The following is a 24,412-nucleotide window of genomic DNA, read 5'->3' on the forward strand; positions in this document are numbered from 1 at the left end:
ACTTTTTATATTTCAAGTAATTCATAAAACCTAATATGGTCGGTGCCCAGAATGCTATGAAAATAGCATCCATCTTTTTTCCACTCAGGAAAAGTACTTCAGAGACGATGATGATCGATACCACAACAAGGAGCATGATACAGTTCATTACCCCAACTCTCTCAATAAATTTTTGGAACATTAAGCGTATTTCGTAAAATTAGCTATCCCAATATACTTAATATAACGGTGGATTTCTTAAAAAAATTGTGATTTTCTTAACATTTATTTTTGGAAGGGGAAACCTACACAGAAATAATTGTTTTAAAGACTACTTCTGAGTCCTTTGTATAGTCAAAACCGGTATGCAATTCCCGCTGCTCCACAGCGTATGGATAGAAGGAAATAGGTTCAATGCACACCATGTTCGGAACCATGGTCCAGCACATAAAATGACCGAAACCTTCGGTTTCAATCTTAACTTCCTTCTTATCCTTTAGTGTGATGGCTTCACAGTCTGCCACCTGCAGTGCCCTATGCCCCACGGCAAGGACATCTTTGAGGGGAATTTCACGGGAATCCGTTTCAAGGACAGGGTTTTCGGTATACAATTTAAAGGCGGGGTGATACCCAATCATATAGGGCATATCGCGTTCTGCATTCAAAACAAGCGTAACCTCAAGCTGGTTCGGTTTAAGTACAAATCGCTTTTCAAACTCAAAACTATAGGGCCACATCAGCAAGGCCTTATTGGAATTTTCAGGAAATTTTCCGTTTTGCACCGGAGTGCCACCCTTGTAGACTTTTTTGAAAGTCGCATGGGTATCGTCATGTGAAATCAAGTCATAATCCAATAACCTTAAATGCCCATGTTGGTCCAAAATTGCATTTCCTCGAGGAACTTGAACGGCATAACCCGCATCTTTTACAGGACCAATGATGGGAAACATCTCCGTATCGGCGCTACCCCATCCCGGGCTTCCCTTTTGATGGATATATTCATGGCCATCTACTTCATAGCCTACCAATTCTCCTTCTTCGATTCTTACGGTTTGATTATCTAATTTTAAGTATGTCATTGGTGATGTTTTAAAGGATTCGGTTCAGCTTTTTATTCGTTGATCAATCTATAAATCAAAATGGCTGTTCGTTTGGTCAATGCTTCAATGGTGTTCAAATTAACGGTTTCTTCCGGGGTATGGGCTCCGGAGCCCATAGTACCCAGGCCATCCAAACAATCCACATATTCTGCAACAAAGGAAACATCCGCAGCTCCCCTTCTACCCGGGTCATACGCCAACACTTCACCCTGATTAAGATCAAGACTCACTTGGTTCAGGGTATTCAATAAATTCATATTTCCTTCAGAGGGTTGCATGGCCGGGTAGCTGTCAGTAAAACTGATGGCAGCGGAAGTCTTGGGTAGGTTGTTCTTTACGATTTCACGCATCTTGTTCCTTGCACGTTCTTTTTGTTCTTCGGAAATAAACCGAAGCCCTCCACGGGCAATGGCTTTCTGTGCCACCACATTGCCTTTTCCAAAAACATCTCCTTTACTAGTGGATGTATCAAAATTCACAAAAGTACCTCCCAAAAGGGTTCCGGGATTAAAGGTAAGCAGCTCTTCCCCTTTGACATCGGTATAAAATTGATGCAAAATCCTAGAAATCTCAAAAATAGCTCCGGCTCCCGTACGCTCACTGAAAACCCCAGAAGAGTGCGCCCTTTTTCCTTCTACTTCCAAAGCCCAACCCGAAGCTCCCCGTCGGGCCACAGTAGCATAGTTGAATCCTGTGGAAGTCTCAAAACCAAGGGCCACATCGCTTCGCTTTGCAGCTTCAATCAACTCCTTACGGCTTATATCTAAAGGCTTTCCCGTGCTTTCTTCATCTCCCGTAAAGGCCACAATAATCTGCGCATTCTTTAAAAGTCCATTCTCGTGCAAGGCCTTAAGGGCGTATAACACTATGACATCACCACCTTTCATATCGTTGCCTCCCGGTGCATGGGCAATGCTGTCATTGACCATTTTGAACTCTTGAAAGGGGCTATCTTTTTCAAAAACGGTATCCAGATGACCGATCAGCAATAGCTTTTTACCGTTCTCTCCTTTCGTTTCCGCAAAAAGATGTCCGGCCCTTCCCATTTCCGGAGGCATATCAATCCATTGGGTCTGAAAATTGATGGCATCAAAAGCATCTTTAAATACCGTACCCACCTCCTGAACGCCCTCCGCATTTAAGGTGCCACTATTGATGTTGACGACTTTCTTAAGAAAGGAAATGGCCTCATCATTGTTCTTTTCAATGGTGGCCACTATTTTTTTCTCTTTACCAGATAACTTTTGGGAATAACCCGATGCGCTTAGTACGAGTGTAAAAAGCAACAAAACTGCTTTGCGAACCATGTTGGAAATTTTGCTTTTGAAGGTAACAAATTATTCTATGAATCCCTTCTCCCGCATCCAATCATCATTGAACATTTTACCCACATAGCGACTTCCATGATCATGGAACAGTACCACCACAACATCGTCCTTCGTAAAATGTTCCTTTAACTGAAGAAGTCCTTTTATGGCGGCTCCAGCGGAATTGCCCAAGAACATCCCTTCTTCCTTGGCCAAACGTTGTGTATAAACGGCAGCGTCCTTATCAGTGACCTTGGTGAAACCATCAATAATATCAAAACGGACATTTTCAGGCAGTATGTCCTCACCAATACCCTCAGTGATGTAGGGATAAATTTCATTTTCATCGAAAATCCCTGTTTCGTGATATTTTTTGAAGACCGACCCATAGGTGTCCACACCCCAAACTTTTATGTTGGGGTTTTTCTCTTTTAAGTAGGTCCCCACACCAGAAATGGTTCCGCCGGTACCCACGCCCACAACAAAATGGGTCACCTTTCCATCGGTTTGTTCCCAGATTTCCGGCCCTGTACTTAAATAATGTGCTTTGGTATTGCTCGGATTATCGTATTGATTGACATACCAAGAATTCGGAATCTCGGTGGCCAGTCTTCTCGCTGTGGAGTAATAACTTCTGGGGTCATCAGGAGCCACATCGGTAGGACACACATGCACCTCACTGCCAACAGCTTTCAGAATATCTATTTTTTCTTTGGATTGCTTATCGCTGATTACGCATATCATTCGATACCCCTTGACCACGGCGGCTAAGGCAAGGCCCATACCGGTGTTACCGGAAGTACCCTCGATTATGGTCCCCCCAGGTTTAAGGACTCCAGCAGCTTCGGCATCCTCTACCATTTGTAGGGCCATACGATCTTTGACCGAGTTGCCAGGGTTAAAGGTTTCATATTTTGCCAAAACCAAACAAGGTAGTTCTGCTGTAAGCTTGTTCAACTTTATCAAAGGGGTGTTCCCAATCGTCTCAAGAATGTTATTTGCGTATTCCATAATCGGGCACAAAGATAGTTTTTTGGAATGGTGAATAACAGTAATTCTGTGAAATCAAGGAACAAATTTTCAGCTAAAAATCCTTGAAAATCATTCAAACTTGATGGCCTTCACCGGAGTTATCTTGGTAATGATGTAGGAGGGAATCAACAACATCAACAAACAAAGGAGCATAACGCCCAGATTGAGCAACAGAACCGTAGGCAAATCAATAAAAACTGGAATGTAATCGATATAATATTCTTCTGGATTGGGAAACTTAAAAAAGCGATAACGATGTTGCAGGAACAAAAGTCCAAGACCAACCCCATTGCCCCACAACAAGCCAATGGAAATCAAATAAGCGGCATTGTACAAGAACACTTTTCGTATGCTCCAGTTTTCTGAACCCAAGGCTTTTAACACCCCAATCATTTGTGTACGCTCTAAAATGAGGACCAGCAAAGCCGTGATCATATTGATGCCCCCAACAATAATCATAATGCCAATAATCAAAGCAATATTAAAGTCGAAGAGTCCTATCCACTCAAAAATTCGAAAGTACTTGGATCTGATGTTTTGGGTATCCAAGCTCGAAATGGTTTTCCCGTAAATCTCTTGGGTCTTAGCTTCCATCTCATCAAAATCGGAAAGAAAGACCTCAAAGTTTCCTATTTCGTTTTCCTCCCATTTATTCATTCGCTGAATGTGACGAATATCCACAAACACATAGGTGGCATCAAACTCCTCAAAACCGCTGTCATAAATACCAACAATCTCGAAACGACGGTTGTTAGGTACTTTTGATGGATCTCCTTCCTTCAGAAAAAAGGAAAAAAAAGAGTCGCCAACCTTTAGTTGTAGGCGATTGGCCATCAATCGAGATACCAATACCTCATCATTCAATTTTCCAGAATAGTCAGGAATTCGTCCATCCACCAGATATTCTCCAAACACGCGCCAATCATAATCTGTCCCTACGCCCTTGGCCAACATTCCCTCAAAAGTATCCTCGGTTCGTATGATTCCCCCTTTGGTCGCCACCGCTTGAACATGCTCCACGCCTTCCACGGATTTGAATTCTGGGTAAAACTCCTGATTCAAAGACACTGGAGAGATGGATACTTCGGAAGTATTGTTGTCGAAGTTGGAAATTTGAATGTGACCATTAAATGCCGCCACTTTTTCCCTGATCTTATGCTTTAGGCCAACCCCAGTGGCGATGGCAATGAGCATCATCACAATGCCCATAGCGATGGCGGCAATCGCAATTTTTATTATAGGGGCGGAAATGCTAATTTTATGTTCCTTCCCTGTGATCAGGCGTTTGGCAATAAACAGTTCTAAATTCAACGGATGCCCAATTTATCGGTTCTCAAAAGTACAGCTTTCTCTTTGGTTTTGCTCGTTTTCTCTTGTAAAGGACAAACCCATCCTCCAGAAAAAATTTCGAATCCAGAAAAAAATAAATCCCCAAATCAAGTTGTTGTTGCGGCCAATCAAACAGATGCTTACCTCCCCTTATTGAAGGGTAAAACCATAGGGGTAGTGGCCAATCAAACGAGTGTTATTTTCAAAGCGGAGGGGCATACGCATCTTGTGGATTCTCTCTTATCTCTTGGAATCAAAGTCAACAAAGTATTTGCTCCCGAACACGGATTTCGGGGTCGGGCTGATGCCGGCGAGTTAGTGGAGGATGGCCTGGATAAAAAAACAGGACTTCCCATTGTTTCTTTATATGGGAAGAACAAAAAACCTTCCAGGGAACAGCTTGAAGGAATTGACATTGTAGTGTTCGACATACAAGATGTGGGTGTTCGTTTCTACACTTACATCGCCACCCTACATTTGGTAATGGAAGCTTGTGCAGAAAATAACATTCCTGTTTTGGTCTTGGACCGACCCAACCCCAATGGGCATTATATCGATGGGCCTACCATGCAAGCGGAACATACAAGTTTTTTGGGCATGACCACCATCCCCTTGGTATATGGCATGACCATTGGGGAATATGCCATGATGCTCAACGGTGAAGACTGGTTGGAGAATGGTGAACAAGCAAACTTACAAGTTATCCCCCTCCAGAACTACACGCATCAAACTTCCTATAGTTCGCCCATACGCCCTTCTCCGAATTTGCCGAACGATGTAGCCATCAATCTGTACCCCAGTCTTGGTTTGTTTGAGGGCACCTATGTCAACGCCGGCCGAGGTACGGAATTCCAATTTCAACGTTATGGAGCTTCCTTTTTAGATAGCACAATCTATGATTTCAGTTATGTGCCAAAACCCAATTTTGGTTCAAAATATCCAAAAGAGGAGGATAAAAAATGCTTTGGAAAGGACTTGTCATCACATCCTAAAATGAACTCGGTTTCTTTGCAATGGTTGATGGATGCCTATACATACTCTTTGGATAAATCCAAGTTTTTCAATACCAACTCTTTTACAAAGCACGCCGGAACTGCTCTTTTACAAAAACAAATTGAAGAAGGTCTCGAAGAATCCAAAATTCGGGAAACTTGGCAAGAAGACCTTGATACTTTTAAGGAGATACGTAAAAAATACTTGCTTTACGATTGAGTTTCGGTAGTCGGTCTACGGTATTTGTGAAAAGGCTGTTTTAATAACCCAACAATGCTGCTGTTCTCCTTTTCATTGGGAAACGTATCCACCCCATAAACAATTTTTTTAGGGTCGAGGGTCATATAAGTTCTAAAAAGCCTATCCCAAATAGAAAAGATATTCCCATAATTGGAATCGGTGTAAGGCAATTTATAATGATGGTGCACCTTATGCATATTGGGACTGACGATGATCCAGCTAAGAACTGTGTCCACTTTTTTGGGCAACTCAATGTTGGCATGATTGAACTGCGACAAGACCACAGAAAGACTTTGATAGAGCATTATAATTCCGATGGGAGCTCCAACCAAGAAAACGCCGATCAAGGTGAATACATATCGAATTACACTTTCCAGTGGATGATGCCGATTCGCCGTGGTGGTGTCCACATTATGGTCAGAATGATGCACCAAATGCACCATCCAAAGCGGTTTCACCTTGTGCTCTACCCAATGCGCCGCATACGCCCCAATAAGATCCAAAAACAGGACTCCCAACAATACATAAAGCCATAAGGGCATTTCAGGCAACCAATTGATTATTCCAAACTCGTTGGCAACGGCCCAGTCGGAGGTCTTTAGCAGTAGAAACGCCAAGGGGAAATTCACAATAATGGTAGTCAGCGTGAAAAAGAAATTAGGTACGGAATGTCTCCATTTTTTATAAGGGATACTGAAAAGGGGTACAACGCCCTCCAAAATCCAGAAAAAAGTAATGCCCCCAACCAAAATAAGACTACGGTGTAAGGCGGGAATGGTTTCAAAGTAGGCTATCAACTGTTCCATATCTTCAAATATAAGAAATCGTCATGGCTTGATTCTCCGTTTCATCTCCTCAACAATATTGAAAGCTGCTGGGCAAATGGCCACATTTTTGAGGGTCAAGTTGGTGATTTGATGAAATTTTTTGCGATTCGTATGGGGAAATTCCCGGCATGCCTTTGGGCGAACCTCGTAAATAAAGCAGGCGTTGTCATCCCCTAAAAATGCACAGGGGACCTCTTGCAACACATGGTCATTGTCCTCATCCACTCTCAAATATTGCTGTATGAACTCCGCAGGGCGCAATCTTAAATGTTTGGCAATACGTTCGATATCTGCCGAGGTAAAGAGTGGGCCGGTAGTTTTACAGCAATTGGCACAGGTAAGACAGTCCGTTCTTTCGAACTCCGACTCATGCAGTTCATCCATCAAATAATCCAGGTTCTTTGGAGGTCGCTTTTTAAGCTTTGCAAAAAACTTTTTGTTTTCTACGTGCTTCTCCTTGGCTCTTTGAGGGAGTCGTTTCAATTCATTTTCCATGCACTACAAACTTAAAAAACCCTTTTCAATTAAACCTTTGGATGGAATTAAAGTCCCATTTTTGTAGCTTTCAAAAGAAGATATGGCCGATATTTTTGGAATTGCGTTGCTTGACTATTACCACGGAAACTATTCCGAGGATATCAAAACCCATTCTTCCTTAGAGGAAGAGGACCGAATTCCCCTGCCCTACCTTTTCAGAAGTTTTGAGGAAATGCCACAGTTGGAGCAAAAAGCGCTCGAGCTGGCAAGAGGCGAGGTTCTTGACATCGGTGCTGGTTCGGGGAGTCATAGTCTGTTTCTTCAAGAGAAAGGATTTCAAGTGACTGCGCTTGATTCATCAAAGGGAGCCATAGAAGTTTGCAAGTTGCGCGGCTTGCAATCTGTCAGTCAATCGTCCATTATGGACCATTCAGGTCGGCAATACGATACGTTATTGCTATTGATGAATGGTATCGGATTAGCAGGCAAAATTGAAAGTTTGGAAGGGTTTTTGCTGCATTTAAAGTCGTTATTAAAACCAGATGGACAAATCTTGATGGATTCCAGCGATATCATTTATATGTTCGATGAAGATGATGATGGTGGATTTTGGGTTCCAGGCAATACCAATTATTATGGGGAAGTAACTTTTTATCTGGAATATAAAAATGATAAAAGCGACCCTTTTGATTGGTTATATGTTGATTTTGAAACCTTAAAAACCCATTGCGAAAAGGTAAATCTTGATTGCGAACTTGTAATATCTGGGGAACATTACGACTATTTAGCTAAACTTTCTGTAAAAACATAATACAGTAGCTAGTTTGCCCGTTTTAAATTGATATGATTTTGTTATGAAAAAGAAAAGATTTCTACCATTGCTTCTTGGTCTTGTTTTATTGATGGCCTGTTCAAACGATAGTGACAATACCCCACCACCTGATAATAATTCCAACAGCAATAACAATGGCAACAACGGCAATAATGGCAACAACAATGTTGACCGGTCGGCCAATCTATTGGGCGCTGGAGATTCTGCCAACGACCTCTTAGCAAACACCAACTTTGATAGATTGGTCATCGAAATTGGGCATGTGGCCGGATTTCAGCCTACTGTGGAGACCTTAGCAAATTTTGAAGACTTCATACTAAATCAGTCTTTTAAGGAAAATATTCAAATAGACCTTCTCTCTTTATCCTCTCCAGAGGAAACTACGTTGACACTTCAAGAAATCGTAGATCTCGAAAACGATAATAGAACAGCTTACAACGACGGAACCACCTTGGCCATCTATATCTATTTTGCTGATGCGCCTTCCGACAGTGATGACGATGACGAAGGTTTGGTCACCGTAGGTTCGGTATATCGTAATACGTCTATGGTAATCTATGAATCTACCATAAGAAGGCTCGCAAGCCGCAGTTCGACCATTACGCTTTCCGATTTGGAGACGGCTACCCTAAACCATGAATTTGGGCATTTATTCGGATTGGTTAATTTGGGCACAGACCCCGTCAACTCTCATGAAGATCTTGATGCCCCCAATCATTGTAACGTTCAGGGTTGTTTGATGCGTGCTGAAATTGAGTTCGGTACCGTTTCAAGAAGTGCACAAGCTTCTTCCAAAGAAGGAATATTGCAGTCTGTGTGTGATTTAAGTGGTAACTCCCTGGTTCGAAGGCTAGAATCAAGAACTGGAAGAGGGTTGGCCATTATTCCTGTTCTAGATGATGAATGTGTTTTGGATCTACAAAACAATGGAGGGCGTTAAAGCCAGCGACCATTAAGGTATATTCAAATATTTATGGGTCTGTAGAGAAATCTTCCATTTAGGGTTTTTCATAACGTAATCCACAATCAATGGAATCATTTTTTCCCTGACACTCCACTCGGGCTGAAGATATAATACGCAGTTGTTATTGACCTTTTCTGCTTGTTCTTCAGCAAAAATAAAGTCATGCCTATTGTAAACAATGACCTTTAGCTCATCGGTCTTATCGTAGACATCGCCAACAGGAAGTTTATTCTTCTTAGGGGAAAGACAAATCCAATCCCAAATACCGGTCAAGGGATAGGCTCCCGAAGTTTCAATGTGGGTCTGTAGGTTTTTTGCTTTTAACCCTTCTGTAAGCGGACCCATATCCCAGGTTAAGGGCTCACCCCCGGTCACCACAATGGTATTCGAATATTGAGCAGCGTTTGCCACAATACTATCTATATCGGTTGGAGGGTGCGTTTCGGCGTTCCAACTTTCCTTTACATCACACCAATGGCATCCCACATCACAACCACCAACCCGTATAAAATAAGCAGCGGTTCCTTTGTGGTACCCTTCGCCCTGAATGGTATAAAACTCCTCCATCAAGGGCAGCATCAGTCCCTGGTTCACTAAATCCATCACCTTTTCTGTAACCATTTTGCAAAGATAGAGCTTCGTGGCAGTAAAATATGCTGATAAATTCGATAAAACCATTGGTTTTATTCCCGGACGGCAATCACGTCGATTTCAATTTTGGCACTTGCAGCCAATCCGGCAGCCGCATAGGTCGTACGAGCTGGTTTTTTGGTAAAATATTTAACGTATACCTCATTAAAGGCTCTAAAATCATTGATATCGCTTAAAATCACGGTGCACTTTACCACATTGTCCAAGGTCAACCCGTGTCGCTCCAAAACACCTTGAATGTTTTTAATGGCTTGCTCGGTCTCCCCTTGAATACCTCCTTCGGCCAATTTACCCACACTTCTATCCATTCCAATTTGACCTGCCAAAAAGAACAGGTTGCCCGCTTGGACTGTTTCACTAAAAGGAGCTTTTTGGCGTTCAGGATTCGGAGGTTTATGGAAGATAATTTCAGAGTCCTTTTGGGCAGAAACGCTTACGCATAGAAATAGACCAAGTATAGCAATTGGAAGTCTTGTTGAAATTTTCATGAGGAGTAGGGTTATAAAGTCTTTGTTCTAAGGTCTTGAATATTTTGTCTTCTGCCAAATTACCCTATTTTTATCGCAAAATGAATAGCATGGCGGATACGGAAAAATTCTTTCAGCATATTGAAGAGGGCTATACGACCAAAGGAGATTTCATTACCATGGGTGCGGGTATGTTGGATGGCGAAACGGTGAAGAACGCTTTGGTAAAAGTTCCTTTGAAAACTTTGAATCGTCACGGCCTGATTGCTGGGGCCACCGGTACCGGAAAGACCAAAACCCTTCAGGTTATTGCTGAAAATTTATCTGATAAGGGAATTCCCGTATTATTGATGGACCTCAAAGGTGATCTTAGTGGGATTGCACAACCGAGCCCAGGCCATCCGAAAATCGACGAACGCCACGAAAAAATAGGCATCCCATTTAAGCCCAGCGGATTTCCCGTTGAGATTCTTACGCTTTCTGAACAGGATGGTGTACGATTACGAGCCACAGTTTCTGAATTTGGTCCTGTTTTGCTGAGCCGAATCTTAGATTTGACCGTTACCCAAGAAGGTATTGTGGCCGTGGTTTTTAAATACTGTGACGATAACAAACTTCCGCTCCTCGACCTAAAAGACTTCAAAAAGGTATTGCAATATGCTACAGGTGAGGGCAAAAAAGAATTTCAAGCCCAATATGGACGAATTTCTACCAGTTCAACAGGTACCATTCTTCGAAAAATCATCGAATTGGAGCAACAGGGTGCTGAGCTGTTCTTCGGAGAGACATCTTTCGATGTGGAAGATTTGGTACGAATCGATGAAAATGGCAGAGGATACATCAATATCATCCGATTGACCGATATTCAAGATAGGCCCAAGCTCTTTTCCACTTTTATGCTTAGCCTTTTAGCAGAAATTTACGCTACCTTCCCGGAGCAAGGCGACAGTGACCGACCCGAGCTTATTTTGTTCATTGATGAGGCCCATTTGATTTTTAAGGAAGCCTCCAAAGCTTTGTTGGACCAAATTGAGAGTATTGTCAAATTAATTCGCTCCAAGGGAATTGGTTTGTATTTTGTGACCCAAAACCCTACCGATGTTCCCGATGATGTTCTAGCACAACTTGGACTTAAGGTACAGCACGCCTTAAGGGCGTTCACCGCCAAGGACCGGAAAGCCATAAAACTTACGGCTGAAAACTATCCTGATTCTGAATTTTACGATACCAAAGAGGTTTTGACCTCACTGGGAATTGGAGAAGCGCTTATTTCGGCCTTGGATGAAAAAGGACGACCCACACCATTGGCTGCAACCTTACTTCGGGCTCCTATGAGTAGAATGGATGTTCTTACCGATTCAGAATTGAAGGAAGTCATCAACACATCGAAACTGGTCAAAAAATACAATGAAGATATTGACCGGGAAAGTGCCTATGAAGTGCTCAATGAAAAGATAGAAAAAGCACAGAAAGAGGCTGAAAAAGAAAAAGAACGAAAAACCACCTCGTCGCGCAGAACTTCAACCCGGCGAAAGAGCACACGAATGAACCCCGTGGTAAAGGTGCTAACAAGCGCAACCTTTATTCGAGGTGTTTTGGGTGTTTTGAAAAAGGTAATCCGATAAATAGAATGAAAAGAGTACTAGGAATTTTAGGAATTGTCGTTCTTACGGCATTGGCTTCTTGTGAACAAAGGGACACCAGCTTTCTTATTGCGGAAGACAGCGTAGGACCCCTGCAGAAATCCACTACCCTTAATGAACTTGAAACTATTTTTGTTGAGGATTCGATAGTGAGGGACACGTTTCGTACGAAAGTCGGTTCAAAAACCAGAAAAATCAAGGTATATGAGCGAGGGGGAAAACATCTGCTAACGCTTACCCCCAGCCAAGACAGCGTTCAACGCGTTGAAAATATAAGAGTTTTTGATAACCGTTATACTTCAGAAAAAGGGATTGGTCTGCAAAGCACCTTTAGGGATATTAAGCAGCAGTATGCCATTAAGAAAATCGTGACCACGCTGAACAGTATTGTCGTTTTCCCAAAAGCAAGTAACCTTTACTTTACAATTGACAAAGGTGATTTACCACCAAGTTTACGCTACACGGCGTCCAATATCGAGGAAGTCCAAATCCCGGATAATGCCAAAGTGAAATATTTGATGATTGGATGGGACTAAGTTCTGTTAATTAATAGTCAAAGAGACCCTTGGGCGGGTTGATTTTTACTAATTTATTGGCAAAACCCAACCAATGAAAATTGCCAATCTTCTTTCATGTTTGCTTTTGCCTTTGTTGTTGAGTGCTCAATTTGAGTACGAACCTTCCCCGGAACATCCTTTTGGACTTCCCAATCCAAAAGCACCAGAAGCTTTGTTGGATTTTGCTCCGATGATAGGTGAATGTGAATGTCAATCCCAAACACGGAATGCCGACCAAACCTGGGCAGAGCCCGTGGATATGGTATGGAGGTTTAAATACATCATGAACGGAATGGGCATTCAAGATGAAACCCTCAAGAAAGATGGTACTTACTCAGGCAGCATACGCCAGTTCATCCCTGATAGTACCCGTTGGTTTGTGCATTACTACAGCTATCCGCGTTCCTCCCCGTCCCTTCCAACTTGGGAGGGCAATAAAGGAAAAGATGGGAACATTGTCCTCTACAGAGAGCAACGGGCCCCTAACGGCATGGATGGGTTTTATAGGCTCACCTTTTACGAAATCGATGAACAGGGCTTCAAATGGCTTGGAGAATGGGTGAATACCGACGAATCCATTGTATTCCCCACTTGGAAGATTGATTGTTCCAAGGGAAAGCAAAATAAAGGGCAGGAAAAAGATAAAAAAGCCATCCTGGAGGCGGTCCGAAAATTTTCAGAAGCATACATGGCCGCTGATTTTGAAACCGTGGCCCATAGTTACACCGCTGATGCCAAAATATTTCCAAATGGTGCACCCATTATATCAGGACGGGAAGCCATAAAAAAATGGTGGATTCAGGGCTCGGGTTCCAAGGTGCTTCACCATGAAATAGTTCCTGAAGAAATCAAGTTTTTTGGAGATTATGCCCATGACTACGGGTATTATCAAGGCAAAAGTCAAAATAAAGAAGGACAGATTTCTGAATGGAAAGGCAAGTATGTGGTCATATGGAAAAAGGAAGATGGGAATTGGCGTATGTATTTGGACATCTGGAATCGCGTCAGAAACTAGTACAGCCCATATCGTTCCCGGTTGGCCAATACTTTTGGGCTGTTCAATTGCATCCACTCCGTAAGCTCCAATAGTTTTTCCACGTAAGAATGACCAAACTCCGTCAAGGTATATTCTACTCGTATCGGCACTTCGGCAAAAGCTTGTCGGGAAATATACCCATCCGCTTCAAGTACCTTTAAACGTTGGCTCAGCACCTTGTTAGAGATACCATAAACGTACTTTTTCAGCTTATTAAAACGTAAGGTCTCGAAGTAGGCCAGCCAAAGAATAATCAAAACACTCCACTGATCGGAAGCTACGGACATCACATCTCGAACTGGGCAAAGTTCGGGAGGGTTCTTGTAATCGATATGCCCAAACATTTTTTCTAATTTTTTGGTTATCCTAACCTTTTGATTTTCAGCAACGGTATCCATTTTTCTACCTGATTTGATGTGGGTTACTATGAATTTTTTAAAAAGGAATATGTATTTTTAATCTCTTTTATAGAGTAAGTTACAAAAAGTAACCAAATGAAAAAACTACTGACCAAAATTATTCCACGGATCTACGGGAAATATTTTAATCTTTTGGTGGTTTTCGATACAAAGAGGACTGCACAAAAAGCCTTCAACACCTTTTGTAAAATACGTAAGGGTCGGGTTACCGAACAGCAAAAACCCTTCTTGGAGGCCGCAAAAAAGGAGGTGGAAGCAGCTGCAGGACATCAAATCCAGGTCTACGAATGGCAAGGCAGCAAACCTACAGTGATGCTCGTTCACGGCTGGGAAAGCAATAGCTTCCGCTGGAGGAATCTGATAAAAAAACTACAGGAGGCAGACTTCCACATCATTGCCTTTGATGCACCGGGACATGGATATTCCACCGGGCATCAACTTTATGTTCCCTTGTACAGTGAATGTTTGCAAGCCCTTATTGAAAAACACCAACCGCAGTTTTTGGTGGGACATTCAGTAGGAGGCATGACCTTACTTTACAATGATTTCAAAAACCAAAATGAATTTATCCAAAAGATTGTCACTATTGGTTCCCCTTCCGAATTCCATGAGATTATGACCCATTATCAGGGCTTTCTAAGATTCAATGATAAGGTTTTAAATGCGCTGGATGCCTTTATTCAAAGTAAGTTTGATATGCGGATCAAAGACTTTAGCTCCTCCAAATTTGTGGCCACCAACACCAAAAAAGGCCTTTTGTTCCATGACCGATTAGATCTTATTGCTCCGTATCACGCTTCCGAACAGGTACACCAAAATTGGAAAGGCAGTCAGCTTGTCAGTACCGAAGGTTTGGGTCATTCCATGCATCAAGAGGAGGTGAACAATCAAATTATCCAATTTTTGGAAGCTTAAGGGAGATCAAGTAACTTTCCGAAAAAAGTAATTGATATGAAAACCTTGACTCCTTTTCATGTTGCCATTCCTGTTCATAATCTGGAAGAATGTCGAACCTTTTATCGCGAAGTTTTAGGATGTGAGGAAGGAAGAAGCAGCAACCATTGGGTGGATTTTGATGTATTTGGTCACCAAGTGGTCATCCATTACAAGCCAAAAAGTGAAGAGGCTTTGCATACCAATGCGGTAGATGGCAAAAACGTACCGGTGCCGCATTACGGTGTGGTATTGCCTTGGGAAACCTTCCATGGTTTTGCAGAGGACCTGAAAAGCAAGGGGATAGATTTCATTATAGAACCTTATGTTCGATTTAAGGGGGAAGTTGGAGAACAGGCCACAATGTTCTTTTTGGACCCCTCTGGCAACGCCTTAGAGTTTAAAGCATTTAAAGACATGGGGCAGTTATTTGCCAAGTAATTACACCTTTAATACAATTCGAAATCTAGCCTTTCCTTCTTCCAAATGTTGCATGGCTTCATTTACGTTTTCCAAAGCGAATTCCTCAACAATGGGGTAGATATCATGCCGAACACAAAACTCCAACATTGTTCTTGTGAGCGCTGGACTGCCAAGAGGACTTCCTCCAACAGATTTTTCCCCGCTAATTAGCGTGAACGCTGGAATGGGCATAGGGTCTGGTACGACACCCACGCTATGCAGTTTTCCTTTTGGAGCCAAAGTGATCAAATAAGCGTTCCAATCTAGGTTTACATTGGTAGTATTGAGAATAAAATCAAGAGTGCCTGCTATACTTTCCAATTCTTGTGGATCTCTGGAATTGATGACTTTGTCCGCTCCCATATCAAGAATTTGCTTTTTTTTAGCTGGGTTGGAACTAAAGGCAATCACCTCACATCCCCAATGTTTTAAAAACTTGAGGGCAATATGTCCCAATCCTCCAATACCGATTACCCCAACTTTATCGGTAGGTTTCACCCCTGAAAGAATAATAGGGTTAAAAACAGTGATTCCGCCACAAAACAAAGGTCCCGCCTTTGCCATATCTATCCCCTCTGGCAAGGGTGTGGCCCATGACCAATGGCAGCGGACATAGTCCGCAAATCCGCCATATCTTCCCACTATGGTCTGTTCTGCGGTTGGACACAGATTATGGTTACCGCCCATACATTGGTTGCAATGCATACAAGATTCAGAGAACCATCCCAGGCCTACCTTGTCACCTACCTTCAGGTTTTTTACCTCCTCCCCAATCGACACAATTTCACCAACCACCTCATGCCCAGGCACAAAGGGGAATTGGGTCATACCCCATTCGTTGTTCAACATACTCAGATCCGAATGGCATACACCACAATAATGAACTTTGATGTCAACATGTTCACTTCCAATTTTACCAAGTTCGTAGTTGAATTTTTCCAGCTTGCCATTAGCTTCGCTGGCTGCATAGGCTTGCACTTTCATAGTGTTGGATTTTTTGGTGTTCTTTTAAAATTATGGATTATTTGGAGCCTAACCCAGCGACAGGATGAACCTATTCCGATTCTTAACAGGACTTCCTGAACTTAATCAATGACCAAGCCTTTTCGTCTTACCCAAAAATAGGCGAATATTATGTTGGGCACCCAGCACAACCATGCTACAATTTTATAGGCAATTAAAAATTCTCCGAACAAAATGGTCAATAGTGGCAACCAAATTCTTAAGGTCACTGCTGCGAAGCAAGCGGCGTAGCTATAGATCATCATAGCCTGGTGTACGGCAATGTCTTTGACCCTAATCGCCAAGTAAGCTTTACCAGTGGTGTACAACCAAATGACACCTAAACTGATGAAGCCCATGGACGTAATCCAGCCTCCGGTAGCAAAAAAACCTATATACACCGCACAGGTTCCACTGATCAACACCGAAAGCGAATAGAATTTTCCAAGATTGCGGTGCAAATTCAGGTTTTTAGCCCTTAATTTCTTGCTGAACTGCGACCATCCACTCAACAAGGCCAGTCCCCCAAAGGTAATATGGCCATAAAAGCCTATGTTCCAAATCGTACTGGACAACAATTCATCACTTTTGCTTTGAAGTAGCGCTATTTTACCGTCGGCCAACAAATACAACCCTGGATAAAATCCCACTCCAATAGCAAGAAAAGCAAATACGACCCAAGCAATTTTGTTAGAAGTTCTCCCTGCCATAATCTTTATTTATACCGCCAGCTTTTCAAATCTGCCCCTGTTGGAGCGCTCTTGGCAATCCGTTCCATAATTTTGGGCACATACATACTGTTGTAGCGCAAACGGCTAATATGGTTGGGCAACGCGGGGTCACCATTCCAACAATGTTCTGCCCTATCCCCGTACAACACTTCACCCTCGTAATATGGATTTTGGGTTTGCTCCAAAAAATCTTCCATCAAGTAGACAGCGTTGTTAAGATAATAATTGTCCATATCCCCACAATAGATATGAATCTTTCCACGCAATTTCTCCCCCAATTTATCCCAGTCACGCTCTAAAATGTGCTTTAGGTCATAGTTTTCTTTCCAAAACTCAGCCACTTCTGGATTGATATCTCCCGTCATCTTGTTCCAAATCCTTTGTGGATAACCATCTTCCCCCTGTGGGGAATAGGTGGCCTCCCAAATATCCCACTGCTGTCCCGACCTGGATTTTGTACCCAATACCAATTCCAAATGGTTGTATTCCTTCACTGAGATATCAACATGCCCCAAATAATCGCGATGGGCGGGCACCTCAAACTCCTTGTGCTCACTTTCGTAATAATAGGCATTTTTATCATCGTAAATATTCGTAAGACAGTAAGCGCTAAAATCTATAGGGTCGGGGCAAGCGGCAAAGCAACCATTGTACTCATCCGGGTATTTGACTTGTACAGCCAAGGCCTCCCAGCCCCCTGTGGAGCCCCCGTACAGAAAACGGGACCAGCCTTCACCAATTCCCCTAAATTCTTTTTCGATATACGGAATCAACTCATGGGTTATGGCATCACCATAAGGTCCTTGACTTGCAGAGTTTACGGCATAGGAATCATCATAATATGGGGTTGGATGCTGTATTTCGATAATCAAAAATCTTGGAAAATCGGGTTCGTTCCATCGCGTATAAAAATCATAGGCCTCTTGCTGTTGGACGATGTTATACCCTTCAACACCAAAACGTTCAGAATATTCCGGTTCCAAATCAGGATCTGGGGGTGTGGTTCGAAATCCGCCGAAATCATCAGGAAAATGTCCATGAAAAATCATCAAGGGATATACTGCTTCAGGATGTTCATCAAAACCCTTGGGAAGCAAAATATGTGCTCCCAAATACATATCCCTTCCCCAAAACTCAGAGAGTTTCTCTGATTTGATTTTCACGTGCTTTATCCATTCTGTATCCTCCGGTTCCTCAATAGACGGAATTTTTTGGTCCATAACCACCTGAACCTTCGTCAAACCATTTTCAGTTATCGTAACCTGAAAGGGTTTGCTGTAAAGGTTTCCTGGGGAGCGGTTCCACTTTTGCCCCTCGCCATTATCCATAGGTAATTTTACGGTATGTCCGGTTGACAAGTTGAAGGTTTCATACACATGCAACAAAGCCTGAACCTGATAGTCACCGGGGGGAATTTCCTTCATATCGGTATAAGGAAATCCGAATACCTCGTCATCGAACACCTTGGTATCCGCAGGTTGCATATTCTCTACATCCATCCCATAGATGATCTGGGCATCAAGGCCTGCTTTGATTTGAAAGCGGGGCTCCTCTTCATCATTGCTTGAGAACATCAGCAAAAGGCGACCGTCTTTGGCCTCTTTTGAAACCGCTTCAGAAAAAGAAACCTCAATGGCAAAATTGGATTTTTTCGAGGGAGTACAAGCGCAAAATAGAAGAGAAATGGAAAGGCAGTAAAAGAACAGGTGTTTCATGGTGGGTTGTTTTGTTGAAAAAAGATACTGATTTTGGCCGGAGTTGTCATCAAATTCCAATTCAAAAAACATACGAAACTACTTGGTTTCAACGTTTTTACCCTATAACCTACTTATTACGTTACCATGAAAACTATATTGCTTTTGATTACGGTAAGTCTATCCTCCCTTGCCTTGGTCGGTTGTACAAACGATGAAGGTGACAGCGACTTGGATATTATAACCCCCAATGAGGAAGAAACCAGTGCAATCACCAATTCAAGTACTGAAGAAAAGGGGAACTAAGCGTTTTTCTGCTTATGTCTCTCCCTTGCCAATAATGTATTTTTTAGCAGCATGGCAATGGTCATGGGACCCACACCTCCTGGTACAGGAGTGATATAGGAAGCTTTTTCCTTGACCGCTTCAAAATCTACATCCCCTGTAATGTAGTAGCCTCGTTCACGGGTTTCGTCAGGAACGCGGGTGATGCCCACATCAATAACTACCACATCTTTCTTGACCATGTCCGCCTTCAGGAAATTGGGTACACCCAAGGCAGAAACGATGATATCGGCTTGCAGGGTCATGGATTTGATATCCTTGGTACGGCTATGCGTCAATGTTACCGTAGCATTGGCTGCCTTTCCTTTTTGGCTCATTAAAATACTGATAGGCCTTCCCACAATATGGCTTCTGCCAATTACCACAGTGTGCTTCCCTTCGGTGTCCACCTCATATCTTCGAAGCAATTCCATTATTCCAAAGGGGGTAGCTGGAATAAATGACTCCATATCGAGGGCCATTTTTCCAAAGTTTGTGGGATGGAATCCATCCACATCCTTATCTGGATGCACCGCCATCAAAACTTTTTGCTCATCGATATGCTTTGGAAGGGGAAGTTGAACGATATACCCATCGATGTCGTCATTGGCATTGAGGTTGGCCACTTGTTGCAACAGGGTTTCTTCGGATGTATCCTCGGGAAGATGAATCAACGTAGACTCAAATCCTATTTTTTTACAGGAGCGCACTTTGCTTCCGACATAGGTAAGACTTGCCCCATCATTACCTACTAAAACAGCTGCCAAATGAGGGACTTTTTCTCCCCTTTCTTTCATTTGGTCCACTTCAATGGCAATTTCTTCCTTGATTTGATTGGAAACTTTTCTTCCGTCAAGAATTTTCATGAGGGTTGGTCTTTTATTGTGGTTATCTAACTTTATGTAGCTCTATCGCATATTTTGCATCATCTGCATCATCTTCTTTCCACCGCCACCTTGCATCATCTTCATCATTTTGCTCATTTGCTGGAATTGCTTTAATAGCTGGTTGACCTCTTGAATAGACCTTCCGCTACCCACTGCTATTCGTTTTTTTCTGCTCGCATTGAGCTTAGATGGATTGGAACGTTCGTCCGGCGTCATGGAATGAATAATTGCTTCAATGTGTTTGAAAGCGTCATCATCGATATCCAGACCTTTCATGGCTTTGCCAACACCGGGAATCATGCCCATTAGGTCTTTCATGTTCCCCATCTTCTTGATTTGCTGAATCTGACTCAAGAAATCATCAAAGCCAAACCTATTTTTGGCAATTTTCTTCTGAATTTTTCTGGCCTGCTCTTCGTCGAACTGTTCCTGTGCCCTCTCCACCAAGGAAACTACATCACCCATGCCCAAAATGCGGTCTGCCATCCGATTGGGATAGAACACATCGATGGCGTCCATCTTTTCACCCGTTCCGATGAACTTAATGGGTTTGTTTACAACGGATTTAATGGAAATGGCCGCACCCCCGCGGGTATCACCGTCCAATTTGGTAAGGATCACTCCATCGAAATTCAAGACATCATTGAAGGCCTTTGCGGTGTTCACGGCATCCTGACCGGTCATGGAGTCCACAACAAACAGCGTTTCTTGTGGATTAACGGTTTTATGGATGTTCGCAATTTCAGTCATCATTTGCTCATCCACTGCCAAACGCCCAGCGGTATCGATGATGACCACGTTATTGCCATTTTTCTTTGCATGGGCCACACCTGCTTTGGCAATGGCCACAGGGTCGTTGTTTTCCTTATCGGAATATACCTCAACCCCTATTTGCTCGCCAACAATGTGCAATTGGTCAATTGCGGCAGGTCGATATACGTCACCCGCCACCAAAAGCGGATTTTTTGATTTTTTCTTTTTGAGATAGTTGGCCAGTTTGCCAGAGAAAGTCGTTTTACCTGAACCTTGTAGACCAGACATTAAGATTACCGAAGGGTTTCCTGAAAGATTGATTCCTTCAGCCTCGCCTCCCATCAGTTGTGTCAACTCATCCTTTACAATCTTTACCATGAGCTGACCGGGTTGCAAGTTGGTCAATACGTTTTGCCCCATGGCCTGTTCCTTCACCCTATTGGTGAACTCTTTGGCTATTTTAAAGTTGACATCCGCATCAAGTAAGGCCCTTCTAACCTCCTTGAGGGTTTCGGCTACATTGATTTCGGTAATTTGGCCATGTCCTTTAAGGACGTGTAAGGCCTTATCGAGTTTATCACTTAAATTATCAAACATGTGCTTTCGTCATTTTTGAAGGAGCACAAAGTTAAGCATAAGCAGTGGGAAGCACAATTGGCATGGGCACAAATAGAAAAAGGGCACTTTATAGTGCCCTTAGTATATATTTTGCTCTAAACTTTGGTTACTACACGCGGGTTAAGGTCAAGAAATCATCCTCACCATCGTCATCATCATCGAGGAGACGAATGCTATTGGAACTATACTCAATTACGTACCAATCTTCGCTTAATTCATCGAAATCGTTGGATAAGGAAAACGATACATTAAATTCCAGCTCATCGGAATCGTCGTCATCGTCAAGGCTGCTGTCATCCAACTTAATGAACCAAGATCCAGTGAAGCTTAAGGTGCCATTTTCGGCAACTACGCTACCATCGGCATTAAAAGTGAAAGTAAATCCATCAAAATCACTCGTTTCGTCCCTTCCATCATCAATAAATTGGGTGATGCGCCAGGTTCCATCAATTGCAGCATCACGAAGAGCCGTGACATCGGTGTTGTCAAAGTCGCCTGTTGTCACCGTATCGTCGTCGTTGTCACAAGCAGCCAGAAAAATGACCAAAGCAGAAAAAAATAGGTTTTTAAAGTGTTTCATTTTCATTTCTTTTAGGGTTAAAGCAATTTTTGCTGTTCTCAAGCAACAAGGGGTCATGGTACTCCCCTCTCATATATAAAACTATTCAAGCCTTAATTACCCTACTCGAAAGTTTTTATTTGGGAAACATTTAACAAAGAAAAGGACGGCCTTGGGGAGAGCCGTCCTTTTCCAAATGATTGGGGAAATCGATTATGGTTTTTCGAAAACTAAAATTTCAGTTGAGTTTTCATCTTCGTGTACCAATTCAATTCGATTGGCATCTACTTCGTTAATGTACCAGTCATCGGTAAGCTCGGTCAAACTTCCATCGTTGTCAAAATTCAAGAAGAATTTCAAGTTACCATCGTCATCTCTCAGCACTCTCCAAAGTCCAGCAGCGATTGGGTCATCATTTACAGAAACCTCAACTTGGTGCATGGTAGAGAAATTGAAATCCATATCGGTATAGTTATCGGTCATATCCATGCCATCTTCTGTGTAGCTGGCAACGTTCCAAGGACCACCGAACAAAATATTTCTGATTTCTGGAATATCACCATCGTCAGCGCTGTCGTCACATACTCGCAACAAAACTAGCTCGTAACCTATCTCTTCAACCTCGAACTTCAATCGGTGGTCGTCAAGGTCGCGTAGTGGCCAGTCGAAGCTTACGCCGTCCTCGGGCATTTCTATCAATAGTGAAGGTATTTCTTCGTTGTTTAGACCTACTTCCCAGGTACCTTCGATGGTAGTGATACCATCACTTAAGGTAACTACACCGTCAGCCATGAAGTTGAATTCATATCCAAGTAGTCTGCGAATTTCCTCACCTTGGTTTTTCACCTTTTTGATGATCCACTCACATTCCTTCAAAATTTCTCTTAAGGTGTCAGGGTCGTCATCTCCATCATCGTCTGGACAATGTTGTCTCATGATGATCTTATTTCCGTTTTCGGCAAACAACTTGATGGTATGATCTCCGATTTCGTATACCAACCACTCCAGGTTAAAGTCAACCAAAACATCAAACTCTAGGGTAAGAAGCGGGCCTCTGTCAGTAAACCTAGCACTCCATGTACCGTTCAACACATTTCCTTCCCGGTCTTTTACCGTAACTCCTCCGTCTTCGGTGAAGTTCATTACATACTCGAAGTACTGGTCCGTTTGGTCCACATTGTCACGCACAACCTCTCTTACTACCCAAGGACATTGGGTCAAGCAAAAGTCGAAACGCTCTTCGTCAAAATCGTCATCATTATAATCGTCGTCGTCATCTTCATCACACTCATCTTCAGCTTGCTCAAGGGCCATTGCCAATTCGGCATTGCTGTCAACAACAATTTCAGTACCGTCAAATTTTTTCAGGGTCACAGGGAATTGAATACTTACAAGATCATCATCCTCAAGTCCGTCAAAAAACTTACGAAGATCTTCATCACTTGTAATATTGAACTCTCCTGTTTGCTGCTCATTGATATCAAATGTGAAAAGGGTGATAGGGTATACAAAATCGATACATTCAATATCGTCATCGTCTCCACCTTCCAAACAACCTTCGGCAAGATCTTCCAATTGATCGGCATTTTCGATGACCAATTCGGTAAAATCAGCAAATGTGATGGTAATCGGGAAAAGAATTTCAAGAATATCATCATCAACATCAACTTCGTCAAAGATTTCTTCAATGGCATGAAGATCTTCGCGAGAGTCAATGGTAATTTCAACACCGTTAACATTTACGGTATAAGGAAAGTTAACGGCAAAACAGCTGGCGCTGTCCACGATGTTGTCAAAAGAACCGTCATTGGACGAAGTTTTCTTAATCAATGAAGCCGTAGTGGAGCTTGCTGTAATAGTTTCTTGTTGGTCTCCACCAACTTCTTCAAATTCCTCTTGACACGAGGTAAAGAGTAAGGCCAAAGCGAAAAGGCCGGTAAGTGCAAATTTTGTTATAAGATTTTTCATAACGATTTGGATTTTTTAGTCGTGATACACTTCTAGAACAACTTCCAAAACAAAAACCCTACTTTGTCTTTGTTTTTTTTAAAATATCTTTGGACAACAACAAACCTTCCTAAATGAGCAATGTTTGTGAAGATCAGGTCTATAGCTCCATTTTCAGGGCCAATTCAAAAACGCTATTCAACTACATATATTATAAGTTTGGCAACGAGGCCAAAGCCAACGATGCCGTACAAGAGGCTTTTGTGAAGCTTTGGGAGAACTGTAGCAAAGTCGCTCCCGAAAAGGCAAAGGCTTATCTATACACCGTGGCCAACAATATGTATTTAAATGTGCTCAAAGCGGAAAAGGTGCGCTTAAAGTATGCCGACACCTCAAATGACAGGTCGAACGAATCGCCTGAATTTTTGATGGAGGAAAAGGAATACAAACAAAAACTGGATAATGCCCTGGACAGTTTACCGGAAAACCAGCGTACCACTTTTTTGCTGAATCGAATAGATGGAAAAAAATATGCTGAAATTGCTGAAATGGAAGGCGTAAGCGTAAAGGCCATTGAAAAAAGGATGCATTTGGCACTAAAATCGTTGCGGGAGAAGATTGATGGGATATAATGGGGGATGCTGGGTGT

Annotated in this window: 26 protein-coding genes; 10 read left to right on the forward strand and 16 right to left on the reverse strand. The window is 42.6% G+C overall.

The window, feature by feature from the left end; genetic code table 11:
* Positions 1-284: 284 nt before the first annotated feature.
* The 4 genes from EW142_RS07315 to EW142_RS07330 all read right to left on the reverse strand — a co-directional run bounded on the left by EW142_RS07315 (position 285) and on the right by EW142_RS07330 (position 4,729).
* Positions 285-1,058 (reverse strand): aldose epimerase family protein, encoded by a 774-nt coding sequence (locus tag EW142_RS07315; RefSeq protein WP_130611789.1) that lies wholly within the window; start codon positions 1,056-1,058, stop codon positions 285-287.
* 32 nt (positions 1,059-1,090) lie between these two features.
* Positions 1,091-2,386, reverse strand: a complete 1,296-nt coding sequence (locus EW142_RS07320; RefSeq protein ID WP_130611792.1) for a M20/M25/M40 family metallo-hydrolase — start codon at positions 2,384-2,386, stop codon at positions 1,091-1,093.
* Between the two features lie 30 nt (positions 2,387-2,416).
* A complete protein-coding gene (locus EW142_RS07325) occupies positions 2,417-3,397 on the reverse strand; it encodes a PLP-dependent cysteine synthase family protein (protein WP_130611795.1) in 981 nt (326 codons plus the stop codon).
* A gap of 90 nt (positions 3,398-3,487) precedes the next feature.
* Positions 3,488-4,729: an ABC transporter permease gene (locus tag EW142_RS07330; RefSeq protein WP_130611798.1), complete on the reverse strand. Its 1,242-nt coding sequence runs from the start codon at positions 4,727-4,729 to the stop codon at positions 3,488-3,490.
* 3 nt (positions 4,730-4,732) lie between these two features.
* On the opposite strand from EW142_RS07330, the gene EW142_RS07335 reads away from it, so the two are divergent.
* Entirely contained in the window at positions 4,733-5,959 is a 1,227-nt protein-coding gene (locus tag EW142_RS07335; RefSeq protein ID WP_130611801.1) for an exo-beta-N-acetylmuramidase NamZ family protein, read from the forward strand.
* Here the strand turns inward: EW142_RS07335 and EW142_RS07340 are convergent.
* Both EW142_RS07340 and EW142_RS07345 read right to left on the reverse strand, forming a co-directional pair.
* Complete coding sequence (locus EW142_RS07340; protein ID WP_130611804.1) at positions 5,950-6,786, reverse strand: sterol desaturase family protein; 837 nt, start codon at positions 6,784-6,786, stop codon at positions 5,950-5,952. The genes EW142_RS07335 and EW142_RS07340 overlap by 10 nt on opposite strands.
* 21 nt (positions 6,787-6,807) lie before the next feature.
* A complete protein-coding gene (locus EW142_RS07345; protein WP_130611807.1) occupies positions 6,808-7,302 on the reverse strand; it encodes a YkgJ family cysteine cluster protein in 495 nt (164 codons plus the stop codon).
* Between the two features lie 82 nt (positions 7,303-7,384).
* On the opposite strand from EW142_RS07345, the gene EW142_RS07350 reads away from it, so the two are divergent.
* Both EW142_RS07350 and EW142_RS07355 read left to right on the forward strand, forming a co-directional pair.
* On the forward strand, positions 7,385-8,095 hold the full coding sequence (locus EW142_RS07350) for a class I SAM-dependent methyltransferase (RefSeq protein WP_130611810.1): 711 nt from the start codon (positions 7,385-7,387) through the stop codon (positions 8,093-8,095).
* Between the two features lie 43 nt (positions 8,096-8,138).
* Positions 8,139-9,056 (forward strand): hypothetical protein, encoded by a 918-nt coding sequence (locus EW142_RS07355; protein WP_130611813.1) that lies wholly within the window; start codon positions 8,139-8,141, stop codon positions 9,054-9,056.
* Between the two features lie 12 nt (positions 9,057-9,068).
* Here EW142_RS07355 and EW142_RS07360 read toward each other — a convergent pair whose 3' ends face one another.
* Positions 9,069-9,701: a 7-carboxy-7-deazaguanine synthase QueE gene (locus EW142_RS07360; protein ID WP_130611816.1), complete on the reverse strand. Its 633-nt coding sequence runs from the start codon at positions 9,699-9,701 to the stop codon at positions 9,069-9,071.
* 62 nt (positions 9,702-9,763) lie between these two features.
* Positions 9,764-10,219, reverse strand: coding sequence for a Rid family detoxifying hydrolase (locus tag EW142_RS07365; protein ID WP_130611819.1), 456 nt, complete (start codon positions 10,217-10,219; stop codon positions 9,764-9,766).
* 89 nt (positions 10,220-10,308) lie between these two features.
* Here EW142_RS07365 and EW142_RS07370 point away from each other — a divergent pair, with 89 nt between their 5' ends.
* From EW142_RS07370 to EW142_RS16700, 3 genes are all read left to right on the forward strand, one after another.
* On the forward strand, positions 10,309-11,823 hold the full coding sequence (locus tag EW142_RS07370) for a helicase HerA-like domain-containing protein (protein ID WP_130611822.1): 1,515 nt from the start codon (positions 10,309-10,311) through the stop codon (positions 11,821-11,823).
* A gap of 5 nt (positions 11,824-11,828) precedes the next feature.
* Positions 11,829-12,377 (forward strand): hypothetical protein, encoded by a 549-nt coding sequence (locus EW142_RS07375; protein WP_130611824.1) that lies wholly within the window; start codon positions 11,829-11,831, stop codon positions 12,375-12,377.
* A 73-nt stretch (positions 12,378-12,450) separates the two neighbouring features.
* Positions 12,451-13,413: a YybH family protein gene (locus EW142_RS16700; RefSeq protein WP_165395237.1), complete on the forward strand. Its 963-nt coding sequence runs from the start codon at positions 12,451-12,453 to the stop codon at positions 13,411-13,413.
* Here the strand turns inward: EW142_RS16700 and EW142_RS07385 are convergent.
* On the reverse strand, positions 13,410-13,832 hold the full coding sequence (locus EW142_RS07385) for a winged helix-turn-helix transcriptional regulator (RefSeq protein ID WP_130611827.1): 423 nt from the start codon (positions 13,830-13,832) through the stop codon (positions 13,410-13,412). The genes EW142_RS16700 and EW142_RS07385 overlap by 4 nt on opposite strands.
* Positions 13,833-13,928: 96 nt before the next feature.
* Here EW142_RS07385 and EW142_RS07390 point away from each other — a divergent pair, with 96 nt between their 5' ends.
* The gene (locus tag EW142_RS07390) at positions 13,929-14,768 is read left to right on the forward strand and encodes an alpha/beta fold hydrolase (protein ID WP_130611830.1); all 840 of its coding nucleotides are present in this window, start codon (positions 13,929-13,931) and stop codon (positions 14,766-14,768) included.
* A gap of 36 nt (positions 14,769-14,804) precedes the next feature.
* Positions 14,805-15,227: a VOC family protein gene (locus tag EW142_RS07395; protein ID WP_130611833.1), complete on the forward strand. Its 423-nt coding sequence runs from the start codon at positions 14,805-14,807 to the stop codon at positions 15,225-15,227.
* On the opposite strand, the gene ahr is transcribed toward EW142_RS07395, so the two are convergent.
* The 3 genes from ahr to EW142_RS07410 form a co-directional block, all read right to left on the reverse strand.
* Positions 15,228-16,232, reverse strand: a complete 1,005-nt coding sequence (ahr, locus tag EW142_RS07400) for an NADPH-dependent aldehyde reductase Ahr (RefSeq protein WP_130611836.1) — start codon at positions 16,230-16,232, stop codon at positions 15,228-15,230. It abuts the gene before it with no gap.
* 101 nt (positions 16,233-16,333) lie between these two features.
* Entirely contained in the window at positions 16,334-16,960 is a 627-nt protein-coding gene (locus tag EW142_RS07405) for a DUF2306 domain-containing protein (protein ID WP_130611839.1), read from the reverse strand.
* 5 nt (positions 16,961-16,965) lie between these two features.
* The gene (locus EW142_RS07410; protein ID WP_130611841.1) at positions 16,966-18,696 is read right to left on the reverse strand and encodes an alpha/beta hydrolase-fold protein; all 1,731 of its coding nucleotides are present in this window, start codon (positions 18,694-18,696) and stop codon (positions 16,966-16,968) included.
* 126 nt (positions 18,697-18,822) lie between these two features.
* On the opposite strand from EW142_RS07410, the gene EW142_RS16705 reads away from it, so the two are divergent.
* Entirely contained in the window at positions 18,823-18,981 is a 159-nt protein-coding gene (locus tag EW142_RS16705) for a hypothetical protein (RefSeq protein ID WP_165395238.1), read from the forward strand.
* Here the strand turns inward: EW142_RS16705 and folD are convergent.
* From folD to EW142_RS07430, 4 genes are all read right to left on the reverse strand, one after another.
* Positions 18,978-19,865: a bifunctional methylenetetrahydrofolate dehydrogenase/methenyltetrahydrofolate cyclohydrolase FolD gene (folD, locus tag EW142_RS07415; protein WP_130611844.1), complete on the reverse strand. Its 888-nt coding sequence runs from the start codon at positions 19,863-19,865 to the stop codon at positions 18,978-18,980. The two genes, EW142_RS16705 and folD, sit on opposite strands and share 4 nt — an antisense overlap.
* Before the next feature lie 42 nt (positions 19,866-19,907).
* Positions 19,908-21,236, reverse strand: coding sequence for a signal recognition particle protein (gene ffh / locus EW142_RS07420; protein ID WP_130611847.1), 1,329 nt, complete (start codon positions 21,234-21,236; stop codon positions 19,908-19,910).
* Positions 21,237-21,366: 130 nt separating this feature from the next.
* The gene (locus tag EW142_RS07425) at positions 21,367-21,837 is read right to left on the reverse strand and encodes a hypothetical protein (protein WP_240740173.1); all 471 of its coding nucleotides are present in this window, start codon (positions 21,835-21,837) and stop codon (positions 21,367-21,369) included.
* 192 nt (positions 21,838-22,029) lie between these two features.
* Entirely contained in the window at positions 22,030-23,784 is a 1,755-nt protein-coding gene (locus tag EW142_RS07430; RefSeq protein WP_130611850.1) for a hypothetical protein, read from the reverse strand.
* 113 nt (positions 23,785-23,897) lie between these two features.
* On the opposite strand from EW142_RS07430, the gene EW142_RS07435 reads away from it, so the two are divergent.
* A complete protein-coding gene (locus EW142_RS07435; RefSeq protein WP_130611853.1) occupies positions 23,898-24,395 on the forward strand; it encodes an RNA polymerase sigma factor in 498 nt (165 codons plus the stop codon).
* Positions 24,396-24,412 lie beyond the last annotated feature (17 nt).

The organism is Flagellimonas allohymeniacidonis, assembly GCF_004296335.1.
GTDB lineage: Bacteria > Bacteroidota > Bacteroidia > Flavobacteriales > Flavobacteriaceae > Flagellimonas > Flagellimonas allohymeniacidonis.

Coding starts and splice junctions, on each gene's coding strand:
- EW142_RS07435 (WP_130611853.1), top strand. CDS start 23,898: ATGAGCAATGTTTGTGAAGATCAGGTCTATAGCTCCATTTTCAGGGCC.
- EW142_RS16700 (WP_165395237.1), top strand. CDS start 12,451: ATGAAAATTGCCAATCTTCTTTCATGTTTGCTTTTGCCTTTGTTGTTG.
- EW142_RS07370 (WP_130611822.1), top strand. CDS start 10,309: ATGGCGGATACGGAAAAATTCTTTCAGCATATTGAAGAGGGCTATACG.
- EW142_RS07365 (WP_130611819.1), bottom strand. CDS start 10,219: ATGAAAATTTCAACAAGACTTCCAATTGCTATACTTGGTCTATTTCTA.
- EW142_RS07375 (WP_130611824.1), top strand. CDS start 11,829: ATGAAAAGAGTACTAGGAATTTTAGGAATTGTCGTTCTTACGGCATTG.
- EW142_RS07315 (WP_130611789.1), bottom strand. CDS start 1,058: ATGACATACTTAAAATTAGATAATCAAACCGTAAGAATCGAAGAAGGA.
- EW142_RS07405 (WP_130611839.1), bottom strand. CDS start 16,960: ATGGCAGGGAGAACTTCTAACAAAATTGCTTGGGTCGTATTTGCTTTT.
- EW142_RS07355 (WP_130611813.1), top strand. CDS start 8,139: ATGAAAAAGAAAAGATTTCTACCATTGCTTCTTGGTCTTGTTTTATTG.
- EW142_RS07385 (WP_130611827.1), bottom strand. CDS start 13,832: ATGGATACCGTTGCTGAAAATCAAAAGGTTAGGATAACCAAAAAATTA.
- EW142_RS16705 (WP_165395238.1), top strand. CDS start 18,823: ATGAAAACTATATTGCTTTTGATTACGGTAAGTCTATCCTCCCTTGCC.
- EW142_RS07350 (WP_130611810.1), top strand. CDS start 7,385: ATGGCCGATATTTTTGGAATTGCGTTGCTTGACTATTACCACGGAAAC.
- EW142_RS07340 (WP_130611804.1), bottom strand. CDS start 6,786: ATGGAACAGTTGATAGCCTACTTTGAAACCATTCCCGCCTTACACCGT.
- ffh (WP_130611847.1), bottom strand. CDS start 21,236: ATGTTTGATAATTTAAGTGATAAACTCGATAAGGCCTTACACGTCCTT.
- EW142_RS07425 (WP_240740173.1), bottom strand. CDS start 21,837: ATGAAACACTTTAAAAACCTATTTTTTTCTGCTTTGGTCATTTTTCTG.
- ahr (WP_130611836.1), bottom strand. CDS start 16,232: ATGAAAGTGCAAGCCTATGCAGCCAGCGAAGCTAATGGCAAGCTGGAA.
- EW142_RS07390 (WP_130611830.1), top strand. CDS start 13,929: ATGAAAAAACTACTGACCAAAATTATTCCACGGATCTACGGGAAATAT.
- EW142_RS07410 (WP_130611841.1), bottom strand. CDS start 18,696: ATGAAACACCTGTTCTTTTACTGCCTTTCCATTTCTCTTCTATTTTGC.
- EW142_RS07430 (WP_130611850.1), bottom strand. CDS start 23,784: ATGAAAAATCTTATAACAAAATTTGCACTTACCGGCCTTTTCGCTTTG.
- EW142_RS07360 (WP_130611816.1), bottom strand. CDS start 9,701: ATGGTTACAGAAAAGGTGATGGATTTAGTGAACCAGGGACTGATGCTG.
- EW142_RS07325 (WP_130611795.1), bottom strand. CDS start 3,397: ATGGAATACGCAAATAACATTCTTGAGACGATTGGGAACACCCCTTTG.
- EW142_RS07320 (WP_130611792.1), bottom strand. CDS start 2,386: ATGGTTCGCAAAGCAGTTTTGTTGCTTTTTACACTCGTACTAAGCGCA.
- EW142_RS07395 (WP_130611833.1), top strand. CDS start 14,805: ATGAAAACCTTGACTCCTTTTCATGTTGCCATTCCTGTTCATAATCTG.
- EW142_RS07335 (WP_130611801.1), top strand. CDS start 4,733: ATGCCCAATTTATCGGTTCTCAAAAGTACAGCTTTCTCTTTGGTTTTG.
- EW142_RS07345 (WP_130611807.1), bottom strand. CDS start 7,302: ATGGAAAATGAATTGAAACGACTCCCTCAAAGAGCCAAGGAGAAGCAC.
- folD (WP_130611844.1), bottom strand. CDS start 19,865: ATGAAAATTCTTGACGGAAGAAAAGTTTCCAATCAAATCAAGGAAGAA.